Origin of the sequence: Pectobacterium aroidearum, from assembly GCF_015689195.1 — a bacterium.
Classification (GTDB): Bacteria; Pseudomonadota; Gammaproteobacteria; order Enterobacterales; family Enterobacteriaceae; genus Pectobacterium; species Pectobacterium aroidearum.
On sequence record NZ_CP065044.1, the window covers coordinates 1,287,059 to 1,312,406 of the forward strand.

General features: G+C 48.6%; 25 protein-coding genes, 4 tRNA genes and 1 other annotated feature. Of the genes, 22 read left to right on the forward strand and 7 right to left on the reverse strand.

Annotated features, from left to right (window positions below; all coding sequences use genetic code 11):
- Positions 1-88: 88 nt before the first annotated feature.
- The 12 genes from recA to luxS all read left to right on the forward strand — a co-directional run bounded on the left by recA (position 89) and on the right by luxS (position 9,676).
- Positions 89-1,162: a recombinase RecA gene (gene recA / locus I2D83_RS05745; protein WP_015841372.1), complete on the forward strand. Its 1,074-nt coding sequence runs from the start codon at positions 89-91 to the stop codon at positions 1,160-1,162.
- A 45-nt stretch (positions 1,163-1,207) separates the two neighbouring features.
- Entirely contained in the window at positions 1,208-1,693 is a 486-nt protein-coding gene (gene recX / locus I2D83_RS05750; protein ID WP_205947701.1) for a recombination regulator RecX, read from the forward strand.
- Between the two features lie 138 nt (positions 1,694-1,831).
- Positions 1,832-4,459 carry an alanine--tRNA ligase gene (gene alaS / locus I2D83_RS05755; RefSeq protein ID WP_181830403.1) on the forward strand — a complete coding sequence of 876 codons (2,628 nt, stop codon included), beginning with the start codon at positions 1,832-1,834 and terminating at the stop codon, positions 4,457-4,459.
- A 325-nt stretch (positions 4,460-4,784) separates the two neighbouring features.
- On the forward strand, positions 4,785-4,970 hold the full coding sequence (gene csrA / locus I2D83_RS05760) for a carbon storage regulator CsrA (protein ID WP_005972168.1): 186 nt from the start codon (positions 4,785-4,787) through the stop codon (positions 4,968-4,970).
- A gap of 294 nt (positions 4,971-5,264) precedes the next feature.
- Positions 5,265-5,357, forward strand: a tRNA-Ser gene (locus I2D83_RS05765).
- Between the two features lie 8 nt (positions 5,358-5,365).
- Positions 5,366-5,442 (forward strand) — tRNA-Arg (locus tag I2D83_RS05770).
- Positions 5,443-5,506: 64 nt separating this feature from the next.
- Positions 5,507-5,583, forward strand: a tRNA-Arg gene (locus I2D83_RS05775).
- Between the two features lie 182 nt (positions 5,584-5,765).
- Positions 5,766-5,842 (forward strand) — tRNA-Arg (locus I2D83_RS05780).
- A 537-nt stretch (positions 5,843-6,379) separates the two neighbouring features.
- The gene (gene yqaB / locus I2D83_RS05785; protein WP_181848421.1) at positions 6,380-6,946 is read left to right on the forward strand and encodes a fructose-1-phosphate/6-phosphogluconate phosphatase; all 567 of its coding nucleotides are present in this window, start codon (positions 6,380-6,382) and stop codon (positions 6,944-6,946) included.
- Entirely contained in the window at positions 6,943-7,371 is a 429-nt protein-coding gene (locus I2D83_RS05790) for a YqaA family protein (protein ID WP_205947702.1), read from the forward strand. The genes yqaB and I2D83_RS05790 overlap by 4 nt, the downstream gene beginning before the upstream one ends.
- Before the next feature lie 82 nt (positions 7,372-7,453).
- Positions 7,454-9,007 (forward strand): glutamate--cysteine ligase, encoded by a 1,554-nt coding sequence (gene gshA / locus I2D83_RS05795; protein WP_180779586.1) that lies wholly within the window; start codon positions 7,454-7,456, stop codon positions 9,005-9,007.
- 153 nt (positions 9,008-9,160) lie between these two features.
- Positions 9,161-9,676 carry an S-ribosylhomocysteine lyase gene (gene luxS, locus I2D83_RS05800; protein WP_015841366.1) on the forward strand — a complete coding sequence of 172 codons (516 nt, stop codon included), beginning with the start codon at positions 9,161-9,163 and terminating at the stop codon, positions 9,674-9,676.
- A 69-nt stretch (positions 9,677-9,745) separates the two neighbouring features.
- Here the strand turns inward: luxS and I2D83_RS05805 are convergent, their stop codons facing one another.
- Complete coding sequence (locus I2D83_RS05805) at positions 9,746-10,540, reverse strand: cytochrome C assembly family protein (protein WP_015841365.1); 795 nt, start codon at positions 10,538-10,540, stop codon at positions 9,746-9,748.
- A 169-nt stretch (positions 10,541-10,709) separates the two neighbouring features.
- Here I2D83_RS05805 and ffh point away from each other — a divergent pair, with 169 nt between their 5' ends.
- The 6 genes from ffh (at position 10,710) to I2D83_RS05840 (ending at position 15,426) form a co-directional block, all read left to right on the forward strand.
- Positions 10,710-12,071 (forward strand): signal recognition particle protein, encoded by a 1,362-nt coding sequence (gene ffh, locus I2D83_RS05810; protein WP_015841364.1) that lies wholly within the window; start codon positions 10,710-10,712, stop codon positions 12,069-12,071.
- 157 nt (positions 12,072-12,228) lie between these two features.
- Positions 12,229-12,477: a 30S ribosomal protein S16 gene (gene rpsP, locus I2D83_RS05815; RefSeq protein WP_015841363.1), complete on the forward strand. Its 249-nt coding sequence runs from the start codon at positions 12,229-12,231 to the stop codon at positions 12,475-12,477.
- Positions 12,478-12,495: 18 nt separating this feature from the next.
- Positions 12,496-13,044, forward strand: coding sequence for a ribosome maturation factor RimM (gene rimM, locus I2D83_RS05820; protein WP_205947703.1), 549 nt, complete (start codon positions 12,496-12,498; stop codon positions 13,042-13,044).
- A 38-nt stretch (positions 13,045-13,082) separates the two neighbouring features.
- A complete protein-coding gene (gene trmD / locus I2D83_RS05825; RefSeq protein ID WP_015841361.1) occupies positions 13,083-13,838 on the forward strand; it encodes a tRNA (guanosine(37)-N1)-methyltransferase TrmD in 756 nt (251 codons plus the stop codon).
- Positions 13,839-13,900: 62 nt separating this feature from the next.
- Positions 13,901-14,248: a 50S ribosomal protein L19 gene (gene rplS, locus I2D83_RS05830; RefSeq protein ID WP_010285987.1), complete on the forward strand. Its 348-nt coding sequence runs from the start codon at positions 13,901-13,903 to the stop codon at positions 14,246-14,248.
- A gap of 629 nt (positions 14,249-14,877) precedes the next feature.
- Positions 14,878-15,426 (forward strand): OB-fold putative lipoprotein, encoded by a 549-nt coding sequence (locus I2D83_RS05840; RefSeq protein ID WP_230856937.1) that lies wholly within the window; start codon positions 14,878-14,880, stop codon positions 15,424-15,426.
- A gap of 252 nt (positions 15,427-15,678) precedes the next feature.
- Here I2D83_RS05840 and I2D83_RS05845 read toward each other — a convergent pair whose 3' ends face one another.
- The 3 genes from I2D83_RS05845 to btsR form a co-directional block, all read right to left on the reverse strand.
- Complete coding sequence (locus I2D83_RS05845) at positions 15,679-16,617, reverse strand: SAM-dependent methyltransferase (protein ID WP_205947704.1); 939 nt, start codon at positions 16,615-16,617, stop codon at positions 15,679-15,681.
- Positions 16,618-16,872: 255 nt separating this feature from the next.
- Positions 16,873-17,223, reverse strand: coding sequence for a DUF2799 domain-containing protein (locus tag I2D83_RS05850; RefSeq protein WP_369987194.1), 351 nt, complete (start codon positions 17,221-17,223; stop codon positions 16,873-16,875).
- A gap of 43 nt (positions 17,224-17,266) precedes the next feature.
- Entirely contained in the window at positions 17,267-17,983 is a 717-nt protein-coding gene (gene btsR / locus I2D83_RS05855) for a two-component system response regulator BtsR (protein ID WP_205947705.1), read from the reverse strand.
- Between the two features lie 245 nt (positions 17,984-18,228).
- Here btsR and I2D83_RS05860 point away from each other — a divergent pair, with 245 nt between their 5' ends.
- Both I2D83_RS05860 and tyrA read left to right on the forward strand, forming a co-directional pair.
- Complete coding sequence (locus I2D83_RS05860) at positions 18,229-19,302, forward strand: 3-deoxy-7-phosphoheptulonate synthase (protein ID WP_180779591.1); 1,074 nt, start codon at positions 18,229-18,231, stop codon at positions 19,300-19,302.
- Between the two features lie 6 nt (positions 19,303-19,308).
- Complete coding sequence (gene tyrA, locus I2D83_RS05865; protein ID WP_015841310.1) at positions 19,309-20,430, forward strand: bifunctional chorismate mutase/prephenate dehydrogenase; 1,122 nt, start codon at positions 19,309-19,311, stop codon at positions 20,428-20,430.
- Between the two features lie 101 nt (positions 20,431-20,531).
- On the opposite strand, the gene pheA is transcribed toward tyrA, so the two are convergent.
- The 3 genes from pheA to bamD all read right to left on the reverse strand — a co-directional run bounded on the left by pheA (position 20,532) and on the right by bamD (position 23,434).
- Positions 20,532-21,692, reverse strand: a complete 1,161-nt coding sequence (pheA, locus tag I2D83_RS05870; protein ID WP_205947706.1) for a bifunctional chorismate mutase/prephenate dehydratase — start codon at positions 21,690-21,692, stop codon at positions 20,532-20,534.
- Positions 21,693-21,720: 28 nt separating this feature from the next.
- Positions 21,721-21,846 (reverse strand) — a sequence feature (Phe leader region).
- A 193-nt stretch (positions 21,847-22,039) separates the two neighbouring features.
- Entirely contained in the window at positions 22,040-22,378 is a 339-nt protein-coding gene (raiA, locus tag I2D83_RS05875; RefSeq protein WP_010285968.1) for a ribosome-associated translation inhibitor RaiA, read from the reverse strand.
- 321 nt (positions 22,379-22,699) lie between these two features.
- Entirely contained in the window at positions 22,700-23,434 is a 735-nt protein-coding gene (bamD, locus tag I2D83_RS05880; RefSeq protein WP_010306171.1) for an outer membrane protein assembly factor BamD, read from the reverse strand.
- 134 nt (positions 23,435-23,568) lie between these two features.
- Between bamD and rluD the strand changes: the two genes are divergently transcribed.
- Complete coding sequence (gene rluD, locus I2D83_RS05885) at positions 23,569-24,546, forward strand: 23S rRNA pseudouridine(1911/1915/1917) synthase RluD (protein WP_181830411.1); 978 nt, start codon at positions 23,569-23,571, stop codon at positions 24,544-24,546.
- Between the two features lie 43 nt (positions 24,547-24,589).
- On the forward strand, positions 24,590-25,315 hold the full coding sequence (gene yfiH, locus I2D83_RS05890) for a purine nucleoside phosphorylase YfiH (RefSeq protein ID WP_205947707.1): 726 nt from the start codon (positions 24,590-24,592) through the stop codon (positions 25,313-25,315).
- Positions 25,316-25,348: the final 33 nt, after the last annotated feature.

Here is a 25,348-nt window from a genome sequence, read left to right on the forward strand (position 1 = left end):
TACAGTATAATGTCAGTAATTATTCGGCAATTCATGATTAAGCAGCCGCGTAGAGACAGCAGCTTTACGCCGCATGACAGGAGCAGAAATGGCTATTGATGAGAACAAACAAAAGGCACTTGCGGCAGCACTGGGCCAAATCGAAAAGCAATTTGGTAAAGGTTCTATCATGCGGTTGGGCGAGGATCGCTCAATGGATGTTGAAACCATTTCTACAGGCTCCTTGTCCCTTGATATTGCTCTGGGTGCCGGTGGTTTACCGATGGGCCGTATCGTTGAGATTTATGGCCCGGAATCCTCTGGTAAAACAACGCTAACCTTACAGGTTATTGCTGCCGCTCAGCGTGAGGGCAAAACCTGTGCGTTCATTGATGCTGAACATGCGTTGGATCCGATTTATGCGAAAAAGCTTGGCGTCGATATCGATAATCTGCTGTGTTCTCAGCCGGATACCGGCGAGCAAGCGCTGGAAATCTGTGATGCGCTAACGCGCTCCGGCGCGGTTGACGTTATCATCGTCGACTCCGTTGCTGCTTTGACACCGAAAGCCGAAATTGAAGGTGAAATCGGCGACTCCCACATGGGGCTGGCTGCACGTATGATGAGTCAGGCTATGCGTAAACTGGCAGGTAACCTGAAACAAGCCAATACGCTGCTGATCTTCATCAACCAGATTCGTATGAAAATCGGTGTGATGTTCGGTAACCCTGAAACTACCACCGGTGGTAACGCGCTGAAGTTTTATGCTTCCGTTCGTCTGGATATTCGCCGTACTGGCGCGATTAAGGAAGGCGAAGAAGTCGTCGGCAGCGAAACTCGCGTTAAAGTCGTGAAGAATAAAGTGGCAGCACCGTTCAAACAGGCTGAGTTCCAGATTCTGTACGGCGAAGGTATCAACATCCACGGTGAGCTGGTCGATCTGGGTGTGAAACACAAACTGATCGAAAAAGCGGGTGCCTGGTATAGCTATAACGGCGACAAGATTGGTCAGGGCAAAGCAAATGCCTGTAATTTCCTGAAAGAGAACCCGGCGGTTGCTGCGGAACTGGATAAGAAATTGCGTGAAATGTTGTTGCATAAGGGCAATGAGCTGACACCTGCTACAGCAGGTAATAGCCATGACGAAGATGCATTCGCCGACGAAGGCAACGAAGAGTTTTAATGGTGGCTGAATTCCCCGTGACAAAGCACATCATCGGATAGATGGATGAATAAACCCTTACGCTATGCGATGAATGTGCTTTCTGTTCGGGATTATAGTGAAGCCGAAATACGCCGCAAATGTGCGGCGTATTTATATAAATCAGAAAGTGCAGAAGCAGAAGATGAAGCTACTGCTCGAGCTGCAGTAGAAGATGTGGAAGCTGCCATTGCTTACTGCAAGGAACACGGTTGGCTGGATGATGCGCGCTATGCTCGTCGCTATATCAACAGCCGAAGTCGCAAAGGCTATGGCGTCCAGCGAATTAAAATGGAGCTGAGCCAGAAAGGAATCGATAAGACGATATTAGCCACGGCATTAAACGAGAGTGATATCGATTGGTGCGCGCTGGCGAAATCAGTTGTTGAGCGAAAATTCGGGCATCCTCTGTCCGATGAATGGAAAGACAAAGTCAAACATCAGCGATATCTGCTCTATCGTGGCTTCTTTCATGAAGAAATCCAGTCAATTTATACGAATTTTTCAGATTGAACGCATACGGGATTTTACTTCCCATCGAAGAAAATTTATCTTATTCCCACTTTTTTGTTCGTGAGTTGCTCGGTAGCGTCAGCATGCTGGACTAACCTTGCCCGCGACCTGTTCTTCTAGCTTGATTCCAGGACAATTATGAGCAAGAGCACCGCTGAGATCCGTCAAGCGTTTCTCGATTTTTTCCACAGTAAGGGACACCAGGTTGTTGATAGCAGCTCTCTGGTGCCGAACAACGATCCTACATTGTTATTCACCAATGCGGGTATGAACCAGTTCAAAGATGTGTTCCTCGGTCTGGATAAACGTAACTATGTCCGAGCGACGACCTCGCAGCGCTGTGTGCGCGCCGGTGGTAAACATAATGACTTGGAAAACGTAGGTTATACCGCACGCCACCACACCTTCTTTGAAATGCTGGGTAACTTCAGCTTCGGTGATTACTTCAAGCATGATGCGATTCGCTATGCGTGGGAATTACTGACGTCTCCCCAGTGGTTCAACCTGCCAAAAGAGAAACTGTGGGTAACGGTATACGCAACGGATGACGAAGCCTACGATATTTGGGCTGATGAAGTTGGCGTACCGCGCGAAAGAATTATTCGTATTGGTGATAACAAAGGCGGACCTTATGCCTCTGATAACTTCTGGCAGATGGGTGAAACAGGGCCGTGTGGTCCGTGTACCGAGATTTTCTTCGATCACGGTGAACACATCGCCGGTGGCCCGCCGGGAAGCCCTGATGAAGACGGCGACCGCTATATCGAAATTTGGAACCTGGTGTTCATGCAGTTCAACCGTCAGGTTGATGGCACGATGCTGCCGCTGCCGAAACCTTCCGTCGATACCGGAATGGGGTTAGAACGTATTTCTGCCGTGTTACAACATGTCAATTCAAACTATGACATTGATTTGTTTAAAACGCTGATTGAGGCAGTTGCTAAAGCTGTCGGTACGACAGATTTAACCAATAAATCGCTGCGTGTTATCGCCGACCATATCCGCTCTTGTGCATTCCTGATTGCGGACGGCGTGACGCCATCGAATGAAAACCGTGGTTATGTTCTGCGCCGTATCATTCGCCGCGCTGCACGTCACGGTAATATGCTGGGCGCTACGGATGCCTTCTTCTATAAACTGGTTGCGCCGCTGATTGAAGTCATGGGGCCGGCGGCGGCGGAGTTGAAAAAGCAGCAGTCTGTCGTTGAGCAAGCGCTGAAGATGGAAGAAGAGCAGTTTGCCCGTACGCTGGAACGCGGCCTGTCTCTGCTGGACGAAGAAATTAAAAATCTGAAAGGGGATACGCTGGACGGCGAAACGGCCTTCCGCCTGTATGATACCTATGGTTTCCCTGTCGATCTCACTGCGGATGTGTGCCGCGAGCGTGGCCTGAAAGTCGATGAGGAAGGTTTTGAAGCGGCAATGACGGCTCAGCGTCAGCGCGCGCGTGAAGCCAGCGGATTTGGTGTGGATTACAACAGCCTTATCCGTGTGGATGAAAACACCCCATTCTGCGGCTATGAAAAAACGCAGCAGCAAGCGAAGGTGATTGCGCTTTATCACAACGGAAACGCGGTTGATCAGATTGCAGCAGGTGATGAAGCGGTAGTGATCCTGAATGAAACGCCATTCTATGGCGAATCCGGTGGTCAGGTTGGCGACCAGGGTGAACTGAAAAACGCGGGCGTCAGCTTTGCCGTTCAGGATACGCAGAAATACGGTCAGGCAATCGGCCACGTCGGTAAACTGACGCAGGGTACGCTGCGTGTTAACGACAGTGTTGATGCAAACGTTGATAGCCAACGCCGCGATCGCATTCGTCTGAATCACTCTGCAACGCACCTGCTACATGCCGCGCTGCGTCAGGTTCTGGGCGATCATGTTGCGCAGAAAGGTTCTCTGGTTAATGATAGCTATCTGCGTTTTGACTTCTCACATACGGAAGCGATGAAACCTGAGCAGATTCGTCAGGTTGAAGATATCGTCAATGCGCAAATCCGCCGTAACCTTACCGTGCAAACGGATGTCATGGCGCTGGATGATGCGAGAGCGAAGGGCGCGATGGCGCTGTTCGGCGAGAAGTATGACGACCATGTTCGTGTTCTGACGATGGGGGACTTCTCCATTGAACTGTGCGGCGGCACACACGCCAGTCGTACTGGTGATATCGGCCTATTCCAAATCATTTCAGAATCAGGTACCGCAGCCGGGGTGCGTCGTATTGAAGCGACTACGGGTGAAAATGCGCTTTCTGCGCTGCACCGTCAGAGTGACGTTCTGCAAGATATCGCGCAACTGCTGAAAGGGGATAGTCACAACCTGACAGATAAGGTACGCTCTGTTTTAGATCGTGCTCGCGCGTTGGAGAAAGAGCTTCAGCAGTTGAAGGCTCAGCAAGCGGCGCAGGAAAGCTCGTCACTGTCTGGCAAAGCAAAAGAGGTTAGCGGCGTGAAGTTGCTGGTTACGCAACTGGACAACGTGGATCCTAAGCTACTGCGCACGATGGTGGATGACCTGAAGAATCAGTTAGGGTCTGCTGTTATTGTTCTTGGAACGGTGGCAGAAGGTCGGGTTAGCTTGATTTCTGGTGTAACGAAAGATCTGACTGACCGTGTCAAAGCCGGTGAACTGATTGGGTTTGTTGCCCAGCAGGTTGGCGGTAAAGGCGGTGGTCGCCCAGATATGGCACAGGCTGGTGGTTCAGATGTGTCTGCACTGCCTGCTGCGCTGGCAAGCGTTGAATCCTGGGTTGCTGCTAAGCTATAAAACGATAGATAACGTTTTATTCGCGTTATCCAACAAAACGCCATAACTTTCTGGTTGTGGCGTTTTTGTCTGCGGAAAAGGATCCGATAAATGGGATAGGACGTGTACTACTTTCAGATATTCTGAAGTACTACATGCTCAGTCCTGTTGTTGTGATAACAAAAGCACAAGCTACTGATATCGACTAAACTAACAAGTAGTGACAAACCGGAGTGTGATGGTGGTGCTTATACCATCGTCTAGGTTTACGTTTTCACGGCACATGATGGATAATGGCGGGGAGACAGAGAGACCCGACTCTTTATAATCTTTCAAGGAGCAAAGAATGCTTATTTTGACTCGTCGAGTTGGCGAAACCCTCATGATCGGCGATGAGGTAACGGTTACCGTATTAGGAGTGAAAGGCAACCAGGTGCGTATTGGTGTTAATGCACCTAAAGAGGTTTCTGTCCACCGTGAAGAGATCTATCAGCGTATTCAGGCCGAAAAATCTCAACCAACGTCATATTGATTGACAATGCGTCTCGTGTTCACGGGACGCAATTGTTATTTCCCGCTTTTCCCCCGCACATTTATCGATATATCCATTTTTACTGTGTGCGCCTTTTAGCAAGGTAACCGCCTGTTTTTCTGTCGATAAAACAGACTTTTTGTTGTGAAAATACGCATCTTGGATGCGAATTGTTCAAACAAACACAAGGTGGGAAAAATTGTTTGACTTATAAGTCTGGGAAAGTAATATGTGCGCCACGCAGTACCGGTGAGCACTAACAAGAAGTTCTTAGTAGCGAATCAGGTAATGTAAGGTGAGGTGGCCGAGAGGCTGAAGGCGCTCCCCTGCTAAGGGAGTATGCGGTCAAAAGCTGCATCGAGGGTTCGAATCCCTCCCTCACCGCCATTTAATATGCATCCGTAGCTCAGCTGGATAGAGTACTCGGCTACGAACCGAGCGGTCGGAGGTTCGAATCCTCCCGGATGCACCATAAACACTGTCTTTGCAAGGCAAGTAGTAAAAGTAAGTTTTGTCGTAGATAAAGAATCATTAATGCATCCGTAGCTCAGCTGGATAGAGTACTCGGCTACGAACCGAGCGGTCGGAGGTTCGAATCCTCCCGGATGCACCATATTTCGATATGGATTAAGGTTGTTATCTTGCTCTTATAATCGCTCATTTGTGATTACAAGAACAAGGGAGGAAAACGTTGCTTTAGCAACGGCCCGAAGGGCAAGGCGAAGCCGAGTAATCCTCCCGGATGCACCATTCTTAAGTATCTCGTTCAATTCCCTTATTTCTGCACCACACTCTGCATCCGTAGCTCAGCTGGATAGAGTACTCGGCTACGAACCGAGCGGTCGGAGGTTCGAATCCTCCCGGATGCACCATATTTCGATATGGATTAAGGTTGTTATCTTGCTCTTATAATCGCTCATTTGTGATTACAAGAACAAGGGAGGAAAACGTTGCTTTAGCAACGGCCCGAAGGGCAAGGCGAAGCCGAGTAATCCTCCCGGATGCACCATATTCTGATGTAAATAAAATCGTTATCTTACTTCCTACGTTAGCGCGACTTAATAAGTGCAAGGATAATATTGCGTAGTCGACGCCTTATCAGGACGGTACAAGTCAAACACTGTTCTCAGATACACCACTTCTGTTTTACCAATCGTTTCCTACCTACTTTTAGCGCGATAGCAGCATTGTGCTCTCTTGCCTATTCAGAACGATATTTCTCCCATCATGTTCGTACCTTAATTCTTGCTCTTATCCTGTCTGCATGCCGATATTGAATCAGTGAACAAATAACGATTTTCTTACCGCTATGGTAGTAATAACCTGTTTTTTATAAGGTTATTGAGTAAGCGACAACGTTTTCACTTTACGATAAAGTAAGCTCTCTTTTCGGTGATCATGGAGTCATGATGTACGATCGCTATCAAGGGCTGATCTTTGATATGGATGGCACCCTGCTCGATACTGAGCCGACGCACCATAAAGCGTGGGATCAGGTTCTTGCACGGTATGGTATGAGATATGATGCCCGTGCCATGACAGCATTGAACGGCTCGCCCACCTGGCATATTGCACAGCGTATTATCGACAGTCATCAGGCTGATATTGATCCTCACCAACTGGCGGCGGAAAAAACGGCCGTTGTTGAGGAAATGCTGCTGGATACAGTAAAACCACTGCCGCTGATTGATGTGGTTAAGCATTATCGCGGGCGCCGCCCTATGGCGGTTGGTACGGGTAGCACGCATGGCATGGCTGATAGATTACTAACGCATTTGGGTTTGCATGATTATTTTGATGCAATTGTCGGGGCGGATGATGTTATTCAGCATAAGCCTTTCCCTGATACCTTTCTGCGCTGCGCAGCGTTGATTTCTGTTGCACCAGAACACTGTATCGTGTTTGAAGATGCAGACTACGGTATTGAAGCCGCCAAGCGAGCTAACATGGCCGTGGTTGACGTCCGTACATTGTGAGTGAGTTCTGGGCCGTTTTTTCTCTTTTCTGGAGTAGCCTGCTCAGTGCAACATTGCTACCCGGCAGTTCGGAAGTACTGCTGGTAACATTATTGCTTGCTGACAGTGCCAAACCCTACCTGTTGATCGCTGTAGCGACGGTAGGAAATACGCTGGGCGGGTTAACAAATATTTTTATAGGGCGCTTACTCCCTCAGCCAAAACAACAAGCTGGGTATACGGTGGCCATGCGTTGGTTACAGCGCTATGGTTACGCTGCGCTGTTGTTTAGCTGGGTACCGATAGTAGGCGATTTATTGTGCGTGTTAGCGGGTTGGCTACGCATGCCCTGTGTGCAATCGGCGGTTTTCATCGGTATTGGAAAAGCGCTGCGGTATATCGTATTGGCAGGTATAACGTTACAGGGGATGGCGTGGTGGTCTTAACCAGATTGCAATGCGAACTGGTGAGAGCTACTGAGTTTCAATTATGCTTACAACCATTACATTTTAACAACGGGAGGTCGATTTGATCCCGGACATTTCAGAAGCACTTTCTTGGCTGGAAAAACACCCACTGGCGGTGAAGGGTATTCAGCGTGGAATTGAACGCGAAACATTGCGCGTAACAGCAAACGGACATCTTGCTACGACAGGGCACCCCGAGATATTGGGCTCGGCGTTGGCACACCCGTGGATTACGACAGATTTTGCAGAAGCGCTGTTAGAGTTTATTACGCCGGTCGATAAAGATGTTGATCATCTGCTGACGTTTCTGCGCGATATTCATCGCCACGTTTCCCGCAATCTGGGTGATGAGCGGATGTGGCCATTGAGTATGCCGTGTTTTATCGACAGTGAGCAAAACATAGAGCTGGCGCAGTATGGCTCATCAAATATCGGGCGCTTCAAAACGCTTTATCGCGAAGGGTTGAAAAACCGCTATGGTGCGTTGATGCAGACCATTTCCGGGGTGCATTACAACTTCTCCCTTCCGCTGTCATTCTGGCAGGCGCGAGAAGGTGTCGCTGATGCAGAAAGCGGGAAAAAGGCCATTTCTGCAGGATACTTCAGACTGATTCGCAACTATTACCGCTTTGGTTGGGTGATTCCTTACCTGTTCGGGGCTTCTCCGGCGATCTGTTCTTCTTTCCTGAAAGGTCGGGAAACTGCACTGCCGTTTGAGCGTACGGAAAAAGGCATGCTTTACCTGCCTTATGCGACCTCTCTGCGTCTTAGTGACTTAGGCTATACCAATAAATCGCAGAGTAATCTGGGGATTACGTTTAACGATTTGGATACCTATGTCGCCGCGTTAAAACGCGCGATAAAAACGCCGTCTGAGGAATATGCTCAGGTTGGTATGAAGAAAGATGGTCGCTATCTACAATTGAATACGAACGTCTTGCAGATTGAGAATGAGCTCTATGCACCGATTCGTCCGAAGCGTGTAACGCGCGCGGGTGAAACGCCATCTGATGCCTTGCTGCGTGGCGGAATCGAATATATCGAAGTGCGCTCTCTGGATATCAATCCTTTCTCTCCGACCGGAGTGAGTGAAAGTCAGGTACGTTTCCTGGATTTATTCCTGATCTGGTGCGCGCTGGCGGATGCGCCGGAAATGAGTGCCGATGAACTACTGTGTACGCGTAAAAACTGGAACCGGGTGATTCTGGAAGGGCGTAAACCGGGGCAAACGGTGGGCATGCGGTGTGAAACTATCCAACAGCCGATTGCCGAGGTGGGGAAATCCCTGTTTGCGGATTTACGTCGTGTTGCGGAAGTGCTGGACGCGGAAAACAGTCAACCACACTATCAGCAGGTTTGCGATGAGCTGCTTGTTGGCTTTGACGATCCAGAAACGACGTTCTCTGGTCGACTATTAACGTTGATGAAGCAAGAAGGCAATGGTAGCGTGGGGCTGAATTTAGCGGAAGAATATCGCAAAATGCTCAGCAGCGAACCGTTGCAGGTGTTGACGGAAGAACAATTGGCTGCTGCGAGTGAACATTCCTGGCAGCGTCAACGTCAGATTGAGTCTGAAGATACGATGAGTTTTGACGATTATCTGGCGGCGAATTAAAAAGAAAAGGCCACAGAAACTGTGGCCAAATAAACATCTCTAATAGGGATGATGATAATAAATGCGCGTCTTTCAGTAAGTCAGACTCGCATAAAAAGGAAAAGTTCTCGGAAACGAGAAAAAATGAATTTTTTTCTTTGAGGAGGTGGAATTATGCCGTTACTAGATAGCTTTACTGTTGACCATACCCGTATGGCCGCACCTGCCGTTCGGGTCGCTAAAACCATGAAAACCCCTCATGGCGACAATATTACGGTATTTGATCTGCGTTTCTGCCGTCCGAACATCGAAGTGATGCCGGAGCGAGGAATTCATACGCTTGAGCACCTGTTTGCGGGCTTTATGCGGGATCATTTAAACGGGGATGGCGTCGAAATTATCGACATCTCTCCGATGGGATGCCGTACCGGTTTCTACATGAGCCTGATTGGTACGCCGGACGAGCAACGTGTTGCCGATTCCTGGAAAGCGGCGATGGCGGACGTTCTGAAAGTGACCGACCAGCGTAAAATTCCTGAACTGAACGAATTCCAGTGTGGCACCTATGAGATGCACTCGCTGAAAGAAGCGCAGGAAATCGCTCAGCACATCGTGGATAGCGATATTGGTATCAACCAAAATGACGATCTGGCGCTGCCGAAAGATAAGCTGGCCGAGCTGCATATCTAGTTTGTCGGATAAGCGCAGATAAAAAAGAGAGCCGAAAGTTGGCTCTCTTTTTTTGTGTTCGAGGAAGTGTCAGACGGCGAGAAAGTGCTGTATAACCCGGCTACCAAAGTAGGAAAGCGTTAACATCAGCGCGCCGAGCAGGCTGAACCAGACAACGCGCCGACCGCGCCACCCTTCATGGTAGTGTCCCCAGAGCAGCAGAATATAGATGAACCACGCAAATAGGGAGAACACAGCTTTGTGCAAGTTCTCTTTGTTATCGATCAGATCGTCCATATAGAACAAGCCAGTACAGAGCGTTAGCGTGAGTAGAATGACGCCTATCTGTGTAATGTGAAACATTTTACGCTCAATGCCCATTAGCGGCGGCATGTCAGCGGCAAATCCCAGCTTTTTATTCTTGAGCAGATAATCCAGCCAGGCGAGCTGGAGTGCATAAAGGGCGGCAATTAACAGCGTGGCATAAGAGAAAAGTGCCAGGCCAATATGGATCATCAAGCCCGGAGACGCTTCCAGATGCGTAATAAATTCGCTTGGCATGAAGCTGGCGAAGGCCAGATTGATCAGTGCAAAAGTGTAGACGATAGGAAGAATAAACCAGCCACGATCGCGCGAGGCGACAATCGTCATCACCGTACAGATAATGAGACTGACCAGCGAACCGATATTCAGCAGGCTAAGGTTTTGGCCGACCTGAACATCGAAAATGCGTTGATAGAGCGCCACCGCATGGCAGATTAGCGCAGCGCTGGCCGAGAGTATTGCCAGCCGACGATATGCACTGTTCTTGCGCAGCAGACTGGGGATAATCAGTCCGAGGCTGAGTGTGTAGGCGACAAGCGCCACAATAGCGAAAACAGACATACAAATAGGTTATTAAATATCAACTAGGTAAAATGAAGAATCAGTATAGCGTTAGTCGTCGTGGGTACCAACAGTTCTCCATCAGCAGCGCTGAGATCGTTCCCGCTTTTGTGTATAATCTCTTCCATTCGTGTCGCGCTGGCGGCCTGTCTTACGTTGAGCATGAGATATGTTTGAAAATTTAACCGATCGACTCTCGCGCACATTGCGCAACATCAGTGGCCGCGGGCGGTTGACTGAAGACAACATAAAAGAAACGCTGCGTGAAGTGCGTATGGCATTGCTGGAAGCCGACGTCGCGTTACCCGTGGTGCGTGATTTTATCAATCGCGTGAAAGAACGTGCCGTCGGGCATGAAGTTAATAAAAGTCTGACGCCAGGCCAAGAGTTCGTCAAAATTGTTAAGAATGAACTCGTCAGCGCCATGGGTGAAATCAATGCCGAGCTGAATCTTGCTGCGCAGCCGCCAGCAGTTGTTCTTATGGCGGGTCTGCAAGGTGCGGGTAAAACAACCAGCGTGGGTAAGCTGGGTAAATTCCTGCGTGAAAAGCAGAAGAAAAAAGTGCTGGTCGTTTCTGCCGACGTTTATCGTCCTGCGGCGATTAAGCAGTTGGAAACGCTGGCAGAGCAGGTCGGGGTCGATTTTTTCCCGTCAGACGTGCAGGAAAAGCCGCTTGCTATTGTAGAACGTGCCTTACAACACGCTAAGCTGAAATTCTACGATGTATTGTTGGTGGATACCGCGGGTCGTCTCCACGTTGACGACGCGATGATGGACGAGATCAAACAGGTTCACGCGGCGATTAAGCCAGTTGAAACGCTGTTTGTTGTTGATGCCATGACCGGGCAGGATGCGGCGAATACGGCGAAAGCCTTTAATGAAGCGCTGCCGCTGACCGGTGTGATCCTCACCAAAATTGATGGCGATGCTCGCGGCGGTGCAGCGTTGTCTATTCGCCATATTACCGGCAAGCCGATTAAGTTCCTCGGTGTCGGTGAGAAAACCGAAGCGTTGGAGCCGTTTTACCCTGAGCGTGTGGCATCGCGCATTCTCGGCATGGGCGATGTGCTTTCACTGATCGAAGATATTGAAAGCAAGGTCGACCGTACACAGGCAGAAAAGCTAGCGAAGAAGCTGAAGAAGGGAGATGGGTTTGATTTGACCGATTTTCTGGATCAGCTCAAGCAGATGCGCAATATGGGCGGCATGGCGAGCATGATGAGCAAAATGCCCGGTATGGGTCAACTGCCTGATAATGTGAAATCGCAAATGGATGACAAGGTACTGGTACGTATGGAAGCGATCATTAATTCAATGACGCATCAGGAACGTGCCAAACCTGAGATCATCAAAGGATCGCGCAAGCGTCGTATCGCGATGGGTTCTGGCATGCAGGTGCAGGATGTAAACCGTCTTCTGAAACAGTTCGATGATATGCAGCGAATGATGAAGAAGATGAAAAACGGCGGCCTGGCGAAAATGATGCGCGGTATGAAAGGGATGATGCCACCAGGATTCCCGGGGCGTTAACCACCTAAACCGATGGTGCAGAGAAACTCTTGGCGAGATTACACGCTTTAGATTGCTTTTTGCGCCAAAATGAGTAAAATTTTCGGGCTTTTTATATGACATACTGGGCTCCGTTCCTCGATGGGGCCCAGTTGTTTTATTCACTAAAGAGGATGTTATGGTAACAATTCGTTTGGCACGTGGCGGCGCTAAAAAACGCCCTTTCTATCAAGTAGTCGTGACCGACAGCCGCAATGCGCGTGATGGTCGTTTCATCGAGCGCGTAGGTTTCTTCAACCCAATCGCAGCTGGTCAAGCAGAAGCCCTGCGTCTGGATCTGGACCGTATCGAGCATTGGCTTGGTCTGGGTGCAACTGTGTCTGATCGCGTATCTTCGCTGATCAAAGACGCTAAAAAAGCAGCATAATCTGTTGCGGTGGTGATAATGAGCAATCAACTCAGCCCAAAGCCTCCCGTTAACCCGATTGTGATGGGGAAAATTGGATCGGCGTATGGCATCCGAGGTTGGCTCAGAGTGTTTTCATCCACCGAAGATGCCGAGAGCATTTTTGATTATCAGCCTTGGTTCATCCAGAGCAAAAGCGGTTGGCAGCTTGTCGAGATTGAAGGCTGGAAGTATCACAATCAGGATCTGATCATTAAAGTGAAAGGTACTGATGACCGTGATGCGGCTAATTTACTGACTAATTGTGAAATTGTCGTAGATTCGTCACAACTGCCCGATCTGGGCGAAGGTGATTATTACTGGAAGGATCTTATGGGCTGTCAGGTCGTGACCGTAACCGGTTATGAGTTGGGTAAAGTCATCGATATGATGGAAACCGGCTCAAACGATGTGATGGTGATAAAAGCCAACCTGAAAGATGCCTTCGGAGTCAAGGAACGGCTGGTTCCGTTCCTCACTGAACAGGTTGTTAAGCGCGTTGACCTTCCTACTCAAACTATTGAAGTAGATTGGGATCCTGGTTTTTGAGCTCTGAATCGACCAGTAGTACCCAGCGGAACGAGACTATGTGGATTGGGGTGATTAGCCTGTTTCCAGAGATGTTCCGGGCAATTACTGATTACGGAGTCACTGGCCGGGCAGTAAAAAATGGCCTGCTGAACGTACAGTATTGGAGTCCTCGTGATTTCACTTACGATCGGCATCGCACCGTGGACGACCGGCCTTACGGCGGCGGCCCCGGAATGCTGATGATGGTGCAACCTTTACGGGATGCGATCCACGCAGCAAAAGCAGCGGCAGGCGAAGGCGCGAGAGTGATTTATTTATCACCTCAGGGCCGTAAATTAGATCAGCAAGGCGTACGTCAACTCGCTACGAACCAGAAGATGATTCTGGTCTGTGGACGGTACGAGGGGATTGATGAGCGCGTAATTAAAACCGAAATCGATGAAGAATGGTCGATAGGGGATTACGTACTCAGCGGTGGGGAACTGCCAGCGATGACCCTGATTGACTCCGTTGCCCGCTTTATACCGGGCGTACTGGGGCATCAGGCTTCAGCAGAAGAAGATTCTTTTGCCGATGGGTTGCTGGACTGTCCTCATTTCACTCGCCCTGAAATACTTGAGGGCATGGAAGTTCCGGCAGTATTACTGTCTGGCAACCATGCGGAAATACGTCGCTGGCGATTGAAGCAGTCGCTGGGCCGAACCTGGCTTAGAAGACCTGAACTTCTGAAAAGCCTAGCTCTGACTGACGAGCAAACAAGGTTGCTGGCTGAATTCCAACGCGAATATCAGTCTGAGCAACAAGAGTATTAGGTGGTTACGCCCGTTTACCGTGCGAACCCAACTATCAGTTTACCTAGGGTAAGAGACATATTATGAGCAACATTATTAAGCAAATCGAAGACGAACAAATGAAGCAGGACGTACCTGCATTTCGTCCGGGTGATACCGTAGAAGTGAAGGTATGGGTTGTTGAAGGTAGCAAAAAACGTCTGCAGGCATTCGAGGGCGTGGTTATCGCTATTCGTAACCGCGGTCTGCATTCTGCATTCACTGTTCGCAAAATTTCTAACGGCGAAGGCGTGGAGCGTGTATTCCAGACTCACTCTCCAGTAGTTGACAGCATCGCTGTTAAACGTCGTGGTGCCGTGCGTAAAGCCAAACTGTACTACCTGCGTGAGCGTACTGGTAAGTCTGCTCGTATCAAAGAGCGTCTTAACTAAGATAGCGCTTTCGCAACATCCGAAAGTTGTTATTTTTCAAAGGCCTAGCGTAATTGCTGGGCTTTTTTTTGTCTAAATGATGGCAACACGGCGGCAGAGAAAAAATAGATAAAAGACATCTCAGGTACTCGTAGGGACGCGTATGATAGTCCCGTCAGAAAGCCAGTGATGAATAAGGCTCTCTGGTTTGACCATAACGTCTGTCATTACTGCACGCAGGCAATGGCTTTAGCGTGATAATTAGTGCGGTGGCTAGCTGCTGGAATGGCTTTGATTGAGTATTGAAACAACACTTTCCTGAGATAGTTCGGTTGATTTTGCGATTTGCACACCGCATTATTCTGCAGCATTTGATAGTAATGTTTGGTCAAGATTTACTACATTAAGTCTCCGCTCTATCGTAATCTGGTAAGCTAATTAATATTGGTGATTGGTCTTTTGAACCTGACTTAATTTCTTCTTCTGATAATGATTGAAGGCACGTTGGAAAGGTGAATTACTCTTGGATGATAGATTTTAGCAAGAAAACATTAAGCAATAGCTGATGGTTACTTGATATTGATGGGAGTTACGATACGTATAATATTGCCGCGCTTCCTGATAAAAGAATTAATATTACTGGTAAAACAATGAGTTTTGAATGTGATATTGATAAGGTAACCCCTCTGGGGGGATGGAAACTAAAAAGTTGTATTAAGCAGGGATATGTAATGAAGAAGTTTTTTAAGTGGGTGCTTTATATTTTTGTTGCTTTAATTGTTATTGGTTATTTTGCGGATGACAAAAAAGCAAACAAAGGTAGTGAATCTAACGCTTCTGTAAGTAATGCTGCAAGCACTCCTGTGCCAGAAAGTAAAGCGCCGGAGGTTTATAAGACTACTGCTAGCGGGTTGTTCAATGCTTATGAAGAGAATGAAGTTGCTATAGATGAAAAAATGAAAGGGAAGATTGTAGAAATATCAGGCACAGTACAATCTATTGATAAGGATTTCACCGACGCTATTATTGTCCAGCTAAAAACGGGTAATGAATTTCTTCCTGCAATGATGAACATTATTGATTCAGAGAAATCAACGGCGATTTCTCTAAAGAAAGGACAGAAGATTGTTGTTAGGTGTGAAAGTGTGATGCGTATTATTGGTGCTCCAGCCGGCCGTAATTGTGTATTTGTAAATTAGAACATGTTTATGGCGGTTAAGTAGTGTCGCTATTTTTATCCCTAACAGGCTTCTGATCACTATTAGGTCTGTCAGTAAAAAGCCCACCATGTTGGTGGGCTTTGCTTTCCCTGGCGCGATCGTTATTGTTTGAACTTCAGTACCATGATGACATTAGACATGGTTATTTTATAAACGTTTATACAGATCAATTTTCCAATATTGATCGGTTATGGCGATCGAAGTGTTGTGCTGATACTGTCTGTATCCTGCTCAATACGGCTTACTAGCGATGACCGTTGGGTACATGTGCATACGATCGTTAATAAACTGAATACCAGTGAATCCAGCCTGTTCTAACTGCGATTGCGTTTGTTTGTGGGTACGGAACGCTGTCCAGGTTGCCCCAATAATGCGTGAGAAAAGGACATATTGAAGCGCCAGCAATTTCGGTTCGGCGTTTGTCCACGGAGAGTCTTGCGATTGCGTAGGAGGTGGCGTCATAAAGCTGGTTATCAACGTGCCTCCCGGTTTCAGCCCAGAATAGAACACGCGGTAAAGTTCGGTCACTTTGTCATCATCTTGCTCATAAACATTGAGTCCATTGCTGGTAATCACATCAGCTTGGGCGGCCAAATCAATTTCCCAGGCATCTGCAAGCACCAACGATATCTGGTTTTCCAGTCCTTGCTGACTGGCAAGTTTGTAAGCTTCTTCCAGAGCCTGTCTATCCAGGTCGATCCCGATTATTTTTACATCTTGATGTTGCGTATAGTTCAGCAGCAATAAGTCGGCCATGACGCCGCAGGGGACGGACGCCATAACGGCATTCGGCCGTAAGCGTTCTTGAAGCTGGTGTTGGAAAATACTGAACCGTTCGCGTGTCGCCAAAACATTGGGGAGTTGTGTGTAGATGATTTCTTCGAGTGGATTCACATAGTGAGTTGGCTGATGTGTTATTACATTATGCGTCCAGTACGCATTTAGCCCATGATGTTTTAGTAGAAATCGGCCTAATTCAAGGTGAGAGAAGGCGTCCAGTATCGCCAATTGCTCCTCTACGGAAATACCGGGATGGTCGCCGGATTCGATAATTCTGCTCTTTACCGCCGCGACTCGTTCATCATGGCTTTCCTGCGATGAATCTGCGTGTGATAAGAGCCTTGAGTGGCTATTCAGAGACGCGTTATGAGGCTTGTGTGAACCGGACATATGAGCACTCCATAATATCAATCGCGATCAGGAATCATGGAATTCACTATCAGTGAGATATGATCCTTTCGTTATCCCAGCATTAGGTTTTTAATAACCTAATGTGATTATTTTCCTTGGCGATAATAGCGGAGAGGTATGTCTGGCGTATTTCTTTGCGAGTACAAAAGTGAGTGGAATTGTTACCAGATGCAATGGTTCATGATTTTCTATTTAATGTATTGATAATTATGGTAATTAATCTTTTAGGGAGGGTTAAGGCAGGTTCTGTTGCCAGTGGGTTCGTAGCATTTCCGCATTCTCTACGCCATCGCAGCTGGCGGGAAAATTCTTTCCTGCTTTTCCCCATTCTTCCATGTTATCTGTACCGCAAAAAGCCGACTGTCCGGCCTGATAACCTCTTAAGTAAGTTTCACGGTCGATCTGCGGATTACCAAACCATTCCTGTAAGGTGCTATCGTCTTTTACGACCATGCCAGATATTGCATCCTGATAACCCGCCTCGTACCAGAACCCTGACTCACTTTTAGCAGGTAGCGAGGGAATGTTGCTTTTGCATGCTGTCATTAAAAGAATTACAGCCAAGATATAACTGTATTTCATCATCAAACCTTCAATGTTTCGGCCATTGGCCCGAAAGAGCATTCCATCAGGCAATGCCCAGTTTTTCTTTCAGTAACCTGAGATAGCGGCGACTGACGGGGATGTGTTTTCCCGTATGCGTCAATACTTCTGCTGCGCCGTTCTCCATTAACTGGATTTCTTTCAGTTGCTCCGTGTTAACCATATATTGACGGTGGCAACGGACGAAAGGCGTTTTTTCTTCCAACGTTTTCAGTGAAAGTTGGGTATAGCCGGACTGGCTGACGCCCACGACGTGCACGCCGCTGAGTTCTGAACAAAGATACTCGACTTCCTCAATCTTGAGCAAAAAAATACGGTTGTGTCCGTTACAGGGAATATGACGGAGCAAGGGTTCGGAAATTACCTGTACGTTTTTATTTACACTGATGCCGCGCCGTAAACGATTTAGCGTTTTGCCGAGCCGCTGTGCATCCAGTGGTTTCAGTAAATAGTCAAAAGCATGCTCTTCAAATGCCCTCACTGCGTATTCGTCATAGGCTGTCACGAAGACGACATAAGGCATATTTTCTGGATCCAACATGGCAACCAGCTCTAATCCGCTGACCTTTGGCATCTGTATATCCAGAAAAATGACATCCGGTTGCAGCCGGTGAATCGCGGGTATTGCCTCCAGCGCATTGCTGCACTGTGCAATGATGGTGATATCAGATTCATTTTCCAGTAGCAGGCTGAGCTCTTCACGTGCCAGCTGTTCGTCATCGATGATTATCGCTTTCAGCATCCTTCCCCCTTGTTGGCGTGATTCTATCATTATTCACGCTGGAGATAGGCATGGTTGTGTTGGGAAGTGATAGGGCATGCAGATATTGTTTTTATGACAATATTTAGGATGGTAATTTTTTATTTACACTAAGTGGATTGAAATCTTTACGGTTCGTGTTATGGTGTAAACATCACGCGTAGGTTGTGCAGTTAATCAGTTGTGCAGACAGTCGCGAACATACCGAACTTTTCAGGAATGGGATCATGCAAAAAGATTCACTTAACAATATTAATATCAGTGCAGAACAGATTTTGATTACTCCCGATGAATTGAAAGCCAAGTTTCCGCTTAACGATGCGGAACAGCGTGATATTGCGCAAGCGAGAGCAACCATCGCGGATATCATTCATGGCCGCGATGACCGACTGTTGATCGTCTGCGGGCCTTGCTCGATTCATGACACGGATGCTGCGTTGGAGTACGCACGCCGCCTGCAGTCACTTGCCGCTGAATTAAACGATCGCCTCTACATCGTGATGCGTGTTTATTTTGAAAAACCGCGTACCACCGTGGGCTGGAAAGGGCTTATCAACGATCCGTTCATGGATGGTTCATTTGATGTGGAATCTGGGTTGCACATCGCGCGCGGTCTGCTGCTGGAACTGGTGAATATGGGGCTGCCGCTGGCGACCGAAGCACTTGATCCGAACAGCCCGCAGTACCTGGGTGATTTATTCAGCTGGTCAGCTATCGGCGCACGTACAACGGAATCACAAACGCACCGTGAGATGGCCTCCGGCCTGTCCATGCCTGTTGGGTTCAAAAACGGTACGGATGGCAGCCTGGGAACAGCGATCAACGCGATGAGAGCGGCCGCCATGCCACATCGCTTTGTTGGTATCAATCAAACCGGTCAGGTCTGTCTGCTGCAAACGCAGGGGAACATTGATGGCCACGTGATTCTGCGCGGCGGTAAAAAACCAAACTACAGTGCGCAGGATGTCGCTGAATGTGAAAAACAGATGCAGGATGCGGGACTGAAACCTGCGCTGATGATAGATTGTAGTCACGGTAATTCGAATAAAGACTACCGCCGTCAGCCACTTGTTGTTGAATCTGCGATTGAACAAATTAAGGCGGGAAATCGTTCCATTATAGGATTGATGCTGGAAAGCCACCTTAACGAGGGGAGCCAGTCTTCAGAACAGCCGCGTTCAGATATGCGCTACGGTGTATCAGTCACGGATGCCTGTATCAGTTGGGAAAGTACAGAAGCGCTGCTGCGTTCCGTTCATCAAGAGCTGAGTGCTGCACGTGTGAAACATTCAGGAGAGTAACAAGATATGGTAGCTGAACTGACCGCATTACGTGATCAGATAGATGAGGTAGATAAGGAGCTTGTCGCGCTGTTATCACGTCGGTTGCGTTTGGTGGCGGAAGTGGGCGAAGTGAAAAGCCGCTATGGTTTGCCTATTTATGCGCCCGATCGTGAAGCGGCCATGCTTAGCTCACGCCGTAAAGAGGCGGAATCGATGGGGGTTCCACCGGATCTCATCGAGGATATCCTGCGGCGTACAATGCGCGAATCCTATACCAGTGAAAATGACAAAGGCTTTAAAACACTGTGTCCGCAGTTGCGCCCAGTCGTCATCATTGGTGGCCGTGGTCAAATGGGCAATCTGTTTGAAAAAATGCTGACGCTGTCGGGCTATCAGGTGAGGATTCTGGAGCAAGATGACTGGCCGCGCGCGGATGAACTCCTGTCTGACGCTGGTATGGTGATTGTTAGCGTGCCGATTCACGTGACTGAGCAGGTTATTGCTCGTCTGCCAGCTTTGCCGGATGACTGTATTTTGGTTGATCTGGCATCGGTAAAAAATGGTCCGCTCCAGGCGATGCTGGCGGCGCATAGTGGTCCGGTACTGGGGCTGCACCCTATGTTCGGGCCAGACAGCGGTAGCCTTGCCAAGCAGGTCGTTGTCTATTGCGATGGTCGTCAGCCGGAAGCTTACCAGTGGCTGCTGGAACAGATTCAGGTATGGGGCGCACGTCTGCACCGCATTAGCGCGGTTGAACACGATCAGAACATGATGTTCATTCAGGCGCTGCGTCACTTTGCGACATTCGCCTATGGCCTGCATTTAGCGGAAGAGAATGTGCAGATTGAGCAGCTACTCGCCCTGTCATCGCCGATTTATCGTCTGGAGTTGATCATGGTTGGGCGGTTGTTTGCACAGGACCCGCAGCTTTATGCCGACATTATTATGTCTTCAGAGGATAATCTGGCGTTGATTAAGCGTTACTACAAACGCTTTGGCGAAGCGATTACGTTGCTGGAACAGACGGATAAAGCCGAGTTTATTAACAGTTTCAAGAAAGTCGAACACTGGTTTGGCGATTATGCCAAACGCTTCCAGGCGGAGAGCAGGGTGCTTTTGCGTCAGGCAAACGATATTCGTCAGTAAGTACGTTTGCGCTTCAGGCTGTGTTTGATATTTGAATGATGTTCGAGAGGCCATCCCGGCGAGTAACCGGGATGGCTTTTTCCATTATTTGTTTACACCGACTATTCGTTCACATCGACGGGTACGACGTTTTCACTAGGGTAACAGCCCAACACTTTTAACGAGCGGGTGATGGGGGCTAATCCTTTTAGCGCTTTCTGCATAGCATCGCTGCGCAGGTTCGCCTGCACATCAAGATAGAACATCTCTTCCCACGGGTTACCGTTGATCGGTCTGGATTCCAGCTTGGTCATTATAATGCCGTTATCACGCAATACCAGGAGTGCTTCCACCAGTGCACCAGACTGTTGACCGGTTGCCATAATCAGCGTGGTTTTTGCCGGCACTTGTTCTGTTACTTCAATAGGTTTACGCGCTAATACAATGAAGCGGGTGATGTTTTGTGACTGATTCGCCAGATCGTGTTCCAGCACCTGTAGCTGATAAAGCTGACCACCAGCTTCGCTGCCGAGTGCCGCTGCTTTTGGCGAATTGAGCGCCGCGACTTTTTCCATCGCCGCAGCGGTGCTCTCACAATATTCAATCTTCCAGTGCGGAAAACGATTGATGAAGTGGCTGCACTGCTGGAACGGTTGCGGGTGGCTGTAAACCGTTTCGATTTGTGCGAGTGACGTCTCTGTAGCGACCAGAACACAGTGGTTTATCGGGTTGGTTAATTCGCCGACGATGGATAATCCCGTGTGCTGCAGCAAGTCATAGACGTCGTTGATTGAACCGGAACTGGTATTTTCAATCGGCAGAACGGCATAGTCGGCTTGCCCTGTTTCCACCATATTGAAGATGTCCTGAAATTTTTGGCAGCCGCATTCGATGAGTTGCTCGAAGTGTCGCGCGGCATACTGGCGGGCGGCAAGATGAGAATAAGACCCCTTCGGACCAAGGAACGCAATACGAGCAGAGTGTGACGTTGTTTGGTTGAGGTGGTGCTGTAAGAGAGCCTGCTGTGTCAGTACTGAATCTTCAATAATGAGTTGAAATAAGCGGGTAATATAGTGACCATCAAGATGATGCTTTTTCCCAGCGGCTGTCAGCTTGTCTAGCAAATCACGTTCACGCTCTTTGTCACGGATGGGGCGATGCGAATGTAATTTGCTGCGGGCAACGTCCAGCGCCAGTTCTCGTCTTTGTGCCAGCAATTCAATTAATTGCAGATCCAATGCGCTGATGCGTTCTCGCAGTGCCAGTAATGGATTGTCTGTCATGATGCTATTACCTGCCTTATGTTCTTATATAAAAAAAGCCTCCCGGTCAGGAGGCTTTTTTGTTCGTCTTCGTATTCTTGTTCTTACGACGAATCGCCTCCCAAATCAGGGGAAGGTGAAAAAGAATACGAAGAAGAACAGTTTATTGGTCATGTGTGCTCGGTTAGTCAGGAAAACCCAAATTCTTAACAGGTAAGGTAACTGTTGGCTTTTCATCCTGTCAATACAAAATCACCACGTGCAATGTTAAACCATGTATCGTGCTGGCGCTTTAGGGCGTAGGTTACGGGCGAGTAGAATGCAGAAACGCGCCCTCAGGCGCGTTATATTGAGGTAAAGGGAGTCAATTACTCTTCTTGAGTTGGCTGGAGATTGGCTTCTTTGACGCTAGCTACTGCACGTCTGGCTTCGCCTTTATGCTGGAGTTTGTCCAACTGACGTTCGAGTTTGGTAATTAGCTCATTGATAGCGGCATACATATCATCATGTTTGGCGCTGGCAACCAGTGGACCATTTGGCGTACTGATAGTGGCATCGGCCACAAAACCCTGAGGCTCTTTTGACAGAATAATATGCGGGTTAATCAGCTGGGTTTGCCACTTATCCAGCTTGGAAAGACGGTCTTCGACATGTTGACGAATTGCGGGGGTGATATCCATTTGCTTACTGGTAATATTAATAGTCATATAAACTTACCTCTCTGCCTATGTCCGTCTTGGATGATTCCAGCATACCGCGAGTTGTGGCAAAAAGCGTGATATTGATCGCTTTTTTTCGTCACTTTTTGTCAAGAAAACGCGATTTGTGAGGCATCATCGGGAATCGAAGGGAAGTGCTTGAGGGGGCATTCGGCCTGTGCCATTATTGACAGGATGTGTTGATGTTACCGCGCTGTTGTTGACTCCCGCCAAGCTGTTTTTTCTGCATCATCGATGCATAGCGAACCGATAAAACCATAAAAAAAACGGCAACCGAAGCTGCCGTCTCATTATTGTGTGGCTTATCGTTTATGCCGGGTTCGCGGCAATAACTTTTGCGACTTTGTCTGCCTGTGCGGCCAGTTGCAGTTCACGATAGGCATTTTCCATCAACGGCAGGGCAGTTTTTGTTGCCTGAGTATCAGGGTAATCACGCAGCATTTGCTCAACGCGATTAACTACTGCCACATAAGCGCCGCGTTTCGTGTAGTATTGCGCGACAGAAAGTTCATACTTGGCCAGACGCTCTTTAAGGTAAACCAAACGCTTGTTTGCGTCGGTGGCGTATTGGCTGTTCGGATATCCCTGAATGAGCTTGCTGAAATCCCGGAAGGCGGTGCGGGCATACTGCGGATCGCGATCGGAACGATCAACGCCGAAGAAGCCTTGTAACGCGCTATCATCCAGCGCCATGTCGGTAAGGCCGCGCATGTACAGGACATAATCCACGTTTGGATGGGTCGGGTTGAGTCGCAGGAAGCGGTCAATAGAAGCTTGAGCCAATGGCAGCTCTGCGGATTTATAATAGGCGTAGATCAAATCCAACTGCACTTGCTGCGAATAGGGACCAAACGGATACCGGTTATCCAGTGCTTCCAACTGCGTGATGGCTGCTTTAAAGTTGCCGTCCTGCAGTTTTTGTTGAGCATTGGCATAGATTTCAGATGGCGGACTATCAGGAACCGCATCTTTGGAATTGCTGGAGCAACCAGCCAGCGCCAGGCTCAACGTGGCGGCAGCCACCAGATATTTCATACGCGTCATGACGTTTTGATTATCCTCAGAATGTTATTCCGGGAGACTGTCCGTTAAGCTCCCGATTTAGACCAGCTACAATAGTACATTATTTTAAACGGCGTCGCCGTCAAAACCCAACGTTAACGAAGAAGCTGCATAATATGGCACAACAAGTACAACTCACCGCAACGGTGGCCGAATCTCAACTCGGACAACGTTTAGATCAGGCTTTGGCCGAATTGTTCCCTGATTATTCACGATCCCGCATAAAAGAGTGGATTCTTGAGAATCGGGTACAGATTAACGGCAATGTCACCAATAAGCCAAAAGAGAAAGTACTTGGCGGCGAATCGGTAGCGATTGATGCATTGATTGAAGAAGAAGCCCGCTGGGAAGCTCAGGATATCAAGCTGGATATCGTGTATGAAGATCAGGATATTCTGGTCATCAACAAACCCAGAGATCTGGTGGTTCACCCCGGAGCGGGTAACCCGGATGGCACGGTATTGAATGCCTTGCTGCATCATTATCCTGAGATTGCCGATGTGCCTCGTGCCGGAATCGTGCACCGGCTTGATAAAGATACGACGGGGCTCATGGTGGTCGCGAAAACCGTACCAGCACAGACGCGTTTGGTTGAGGCGCTACAGGCGCGTGAAATTACTCGTGAGTATGAAGCCGTTGCGATTGGCTCGATGACGGCAGGCGGTATGGTCGATCAGCCTATCGCTCGCCACGCAACCAAGCGTACTCACATGGCGGTGCACCCAATGGGCAAGCCTGCTGTGACACATTATCGCATCATGGAACATTTCCGTGCGCATACCCGTTTGCGGTTGCGTCTGGAAACGGGGCGTACCCATCAGATTCGTGTGCATATGGCGCACATTAATCATCCTCTGGTTGGCGATCAGCTATACGGCGGTCGTCCTCGACCGCCAAGAGGCGCTTCGGAAGCGTTCATTGATACGCTGCGTGGTTTCGATCGTCAGGCGCTGCATGCCACCATGCTACGTTTCTACCATCCGATTACCGGCATTCACATGGAATGGCATGCGGAATTGCCGCAGGATATGGTTGATCTGATTGATGCGCTGAAAGCCGATACCGAAGAATTTAAAGATCAGCTCGACTGGTAAGGTATTCAATACGATAAGTGCCGATCTATAGAGGTGACGGACTATGCTGATATACCCCGACTGGCCTTTGCCAGAAAGTGTGAAATCTTGTAGTACGACGCGTGTTGGCGGACATAGTGTTGCACCTTATGATTTGCTGAATTTGGGGAATCATGTGGGTGATGAGCCTGCACACGTTATCGCAAATCGGCAAACGCTGGTGGAGATGGCTGGCCTTCCAGCCATGCCGCATTGGTTGGAACAGGTTCATGGCACCGATGTAATTCGTATTGGCGAGGGGTCCCCCACATCTGTTTGCGGTGATGCGGCTTATACGGATAAGAAAGGGCAGGTCTGTGCGGTGATGACGGCTGACTGTTTACCCGTGCTTTTTTGTGCAAGCAACGGCGATGAAGTGGCTGCTGCACATGCTGGCTGGCGGGGGTTGCACGCAGGGGTATTGGAGGAAACATTAGCCTGTTTCCGTGCGCAGCCCACGCAGATCATGGCGTGGCTGGGGCCCGCTATCGGGCCTGATGCTTTTGAAGTTGGTCCCGAAGTGAGAGACGCATTTATCCAGCATGATTCAGCAGCGGCTTCTGCATTTCGGCCTGAAGGAAATAAATTTTTTGCCGATATCTACCAACTGGCAAGACTGCGTTTACGCGCCGCAGGGGTAATGCAAATTTTTGGTGGAAACGCCTGTACTGTGAGCGAACCTCACAAATTTTTCTCTTATCGGCGTGATGGCGTGACTGGCCGTATGGCAAGTTTAATCTGGCTGATATAACCTATTGAATTAAGACGATCCAGGACAAGTAAC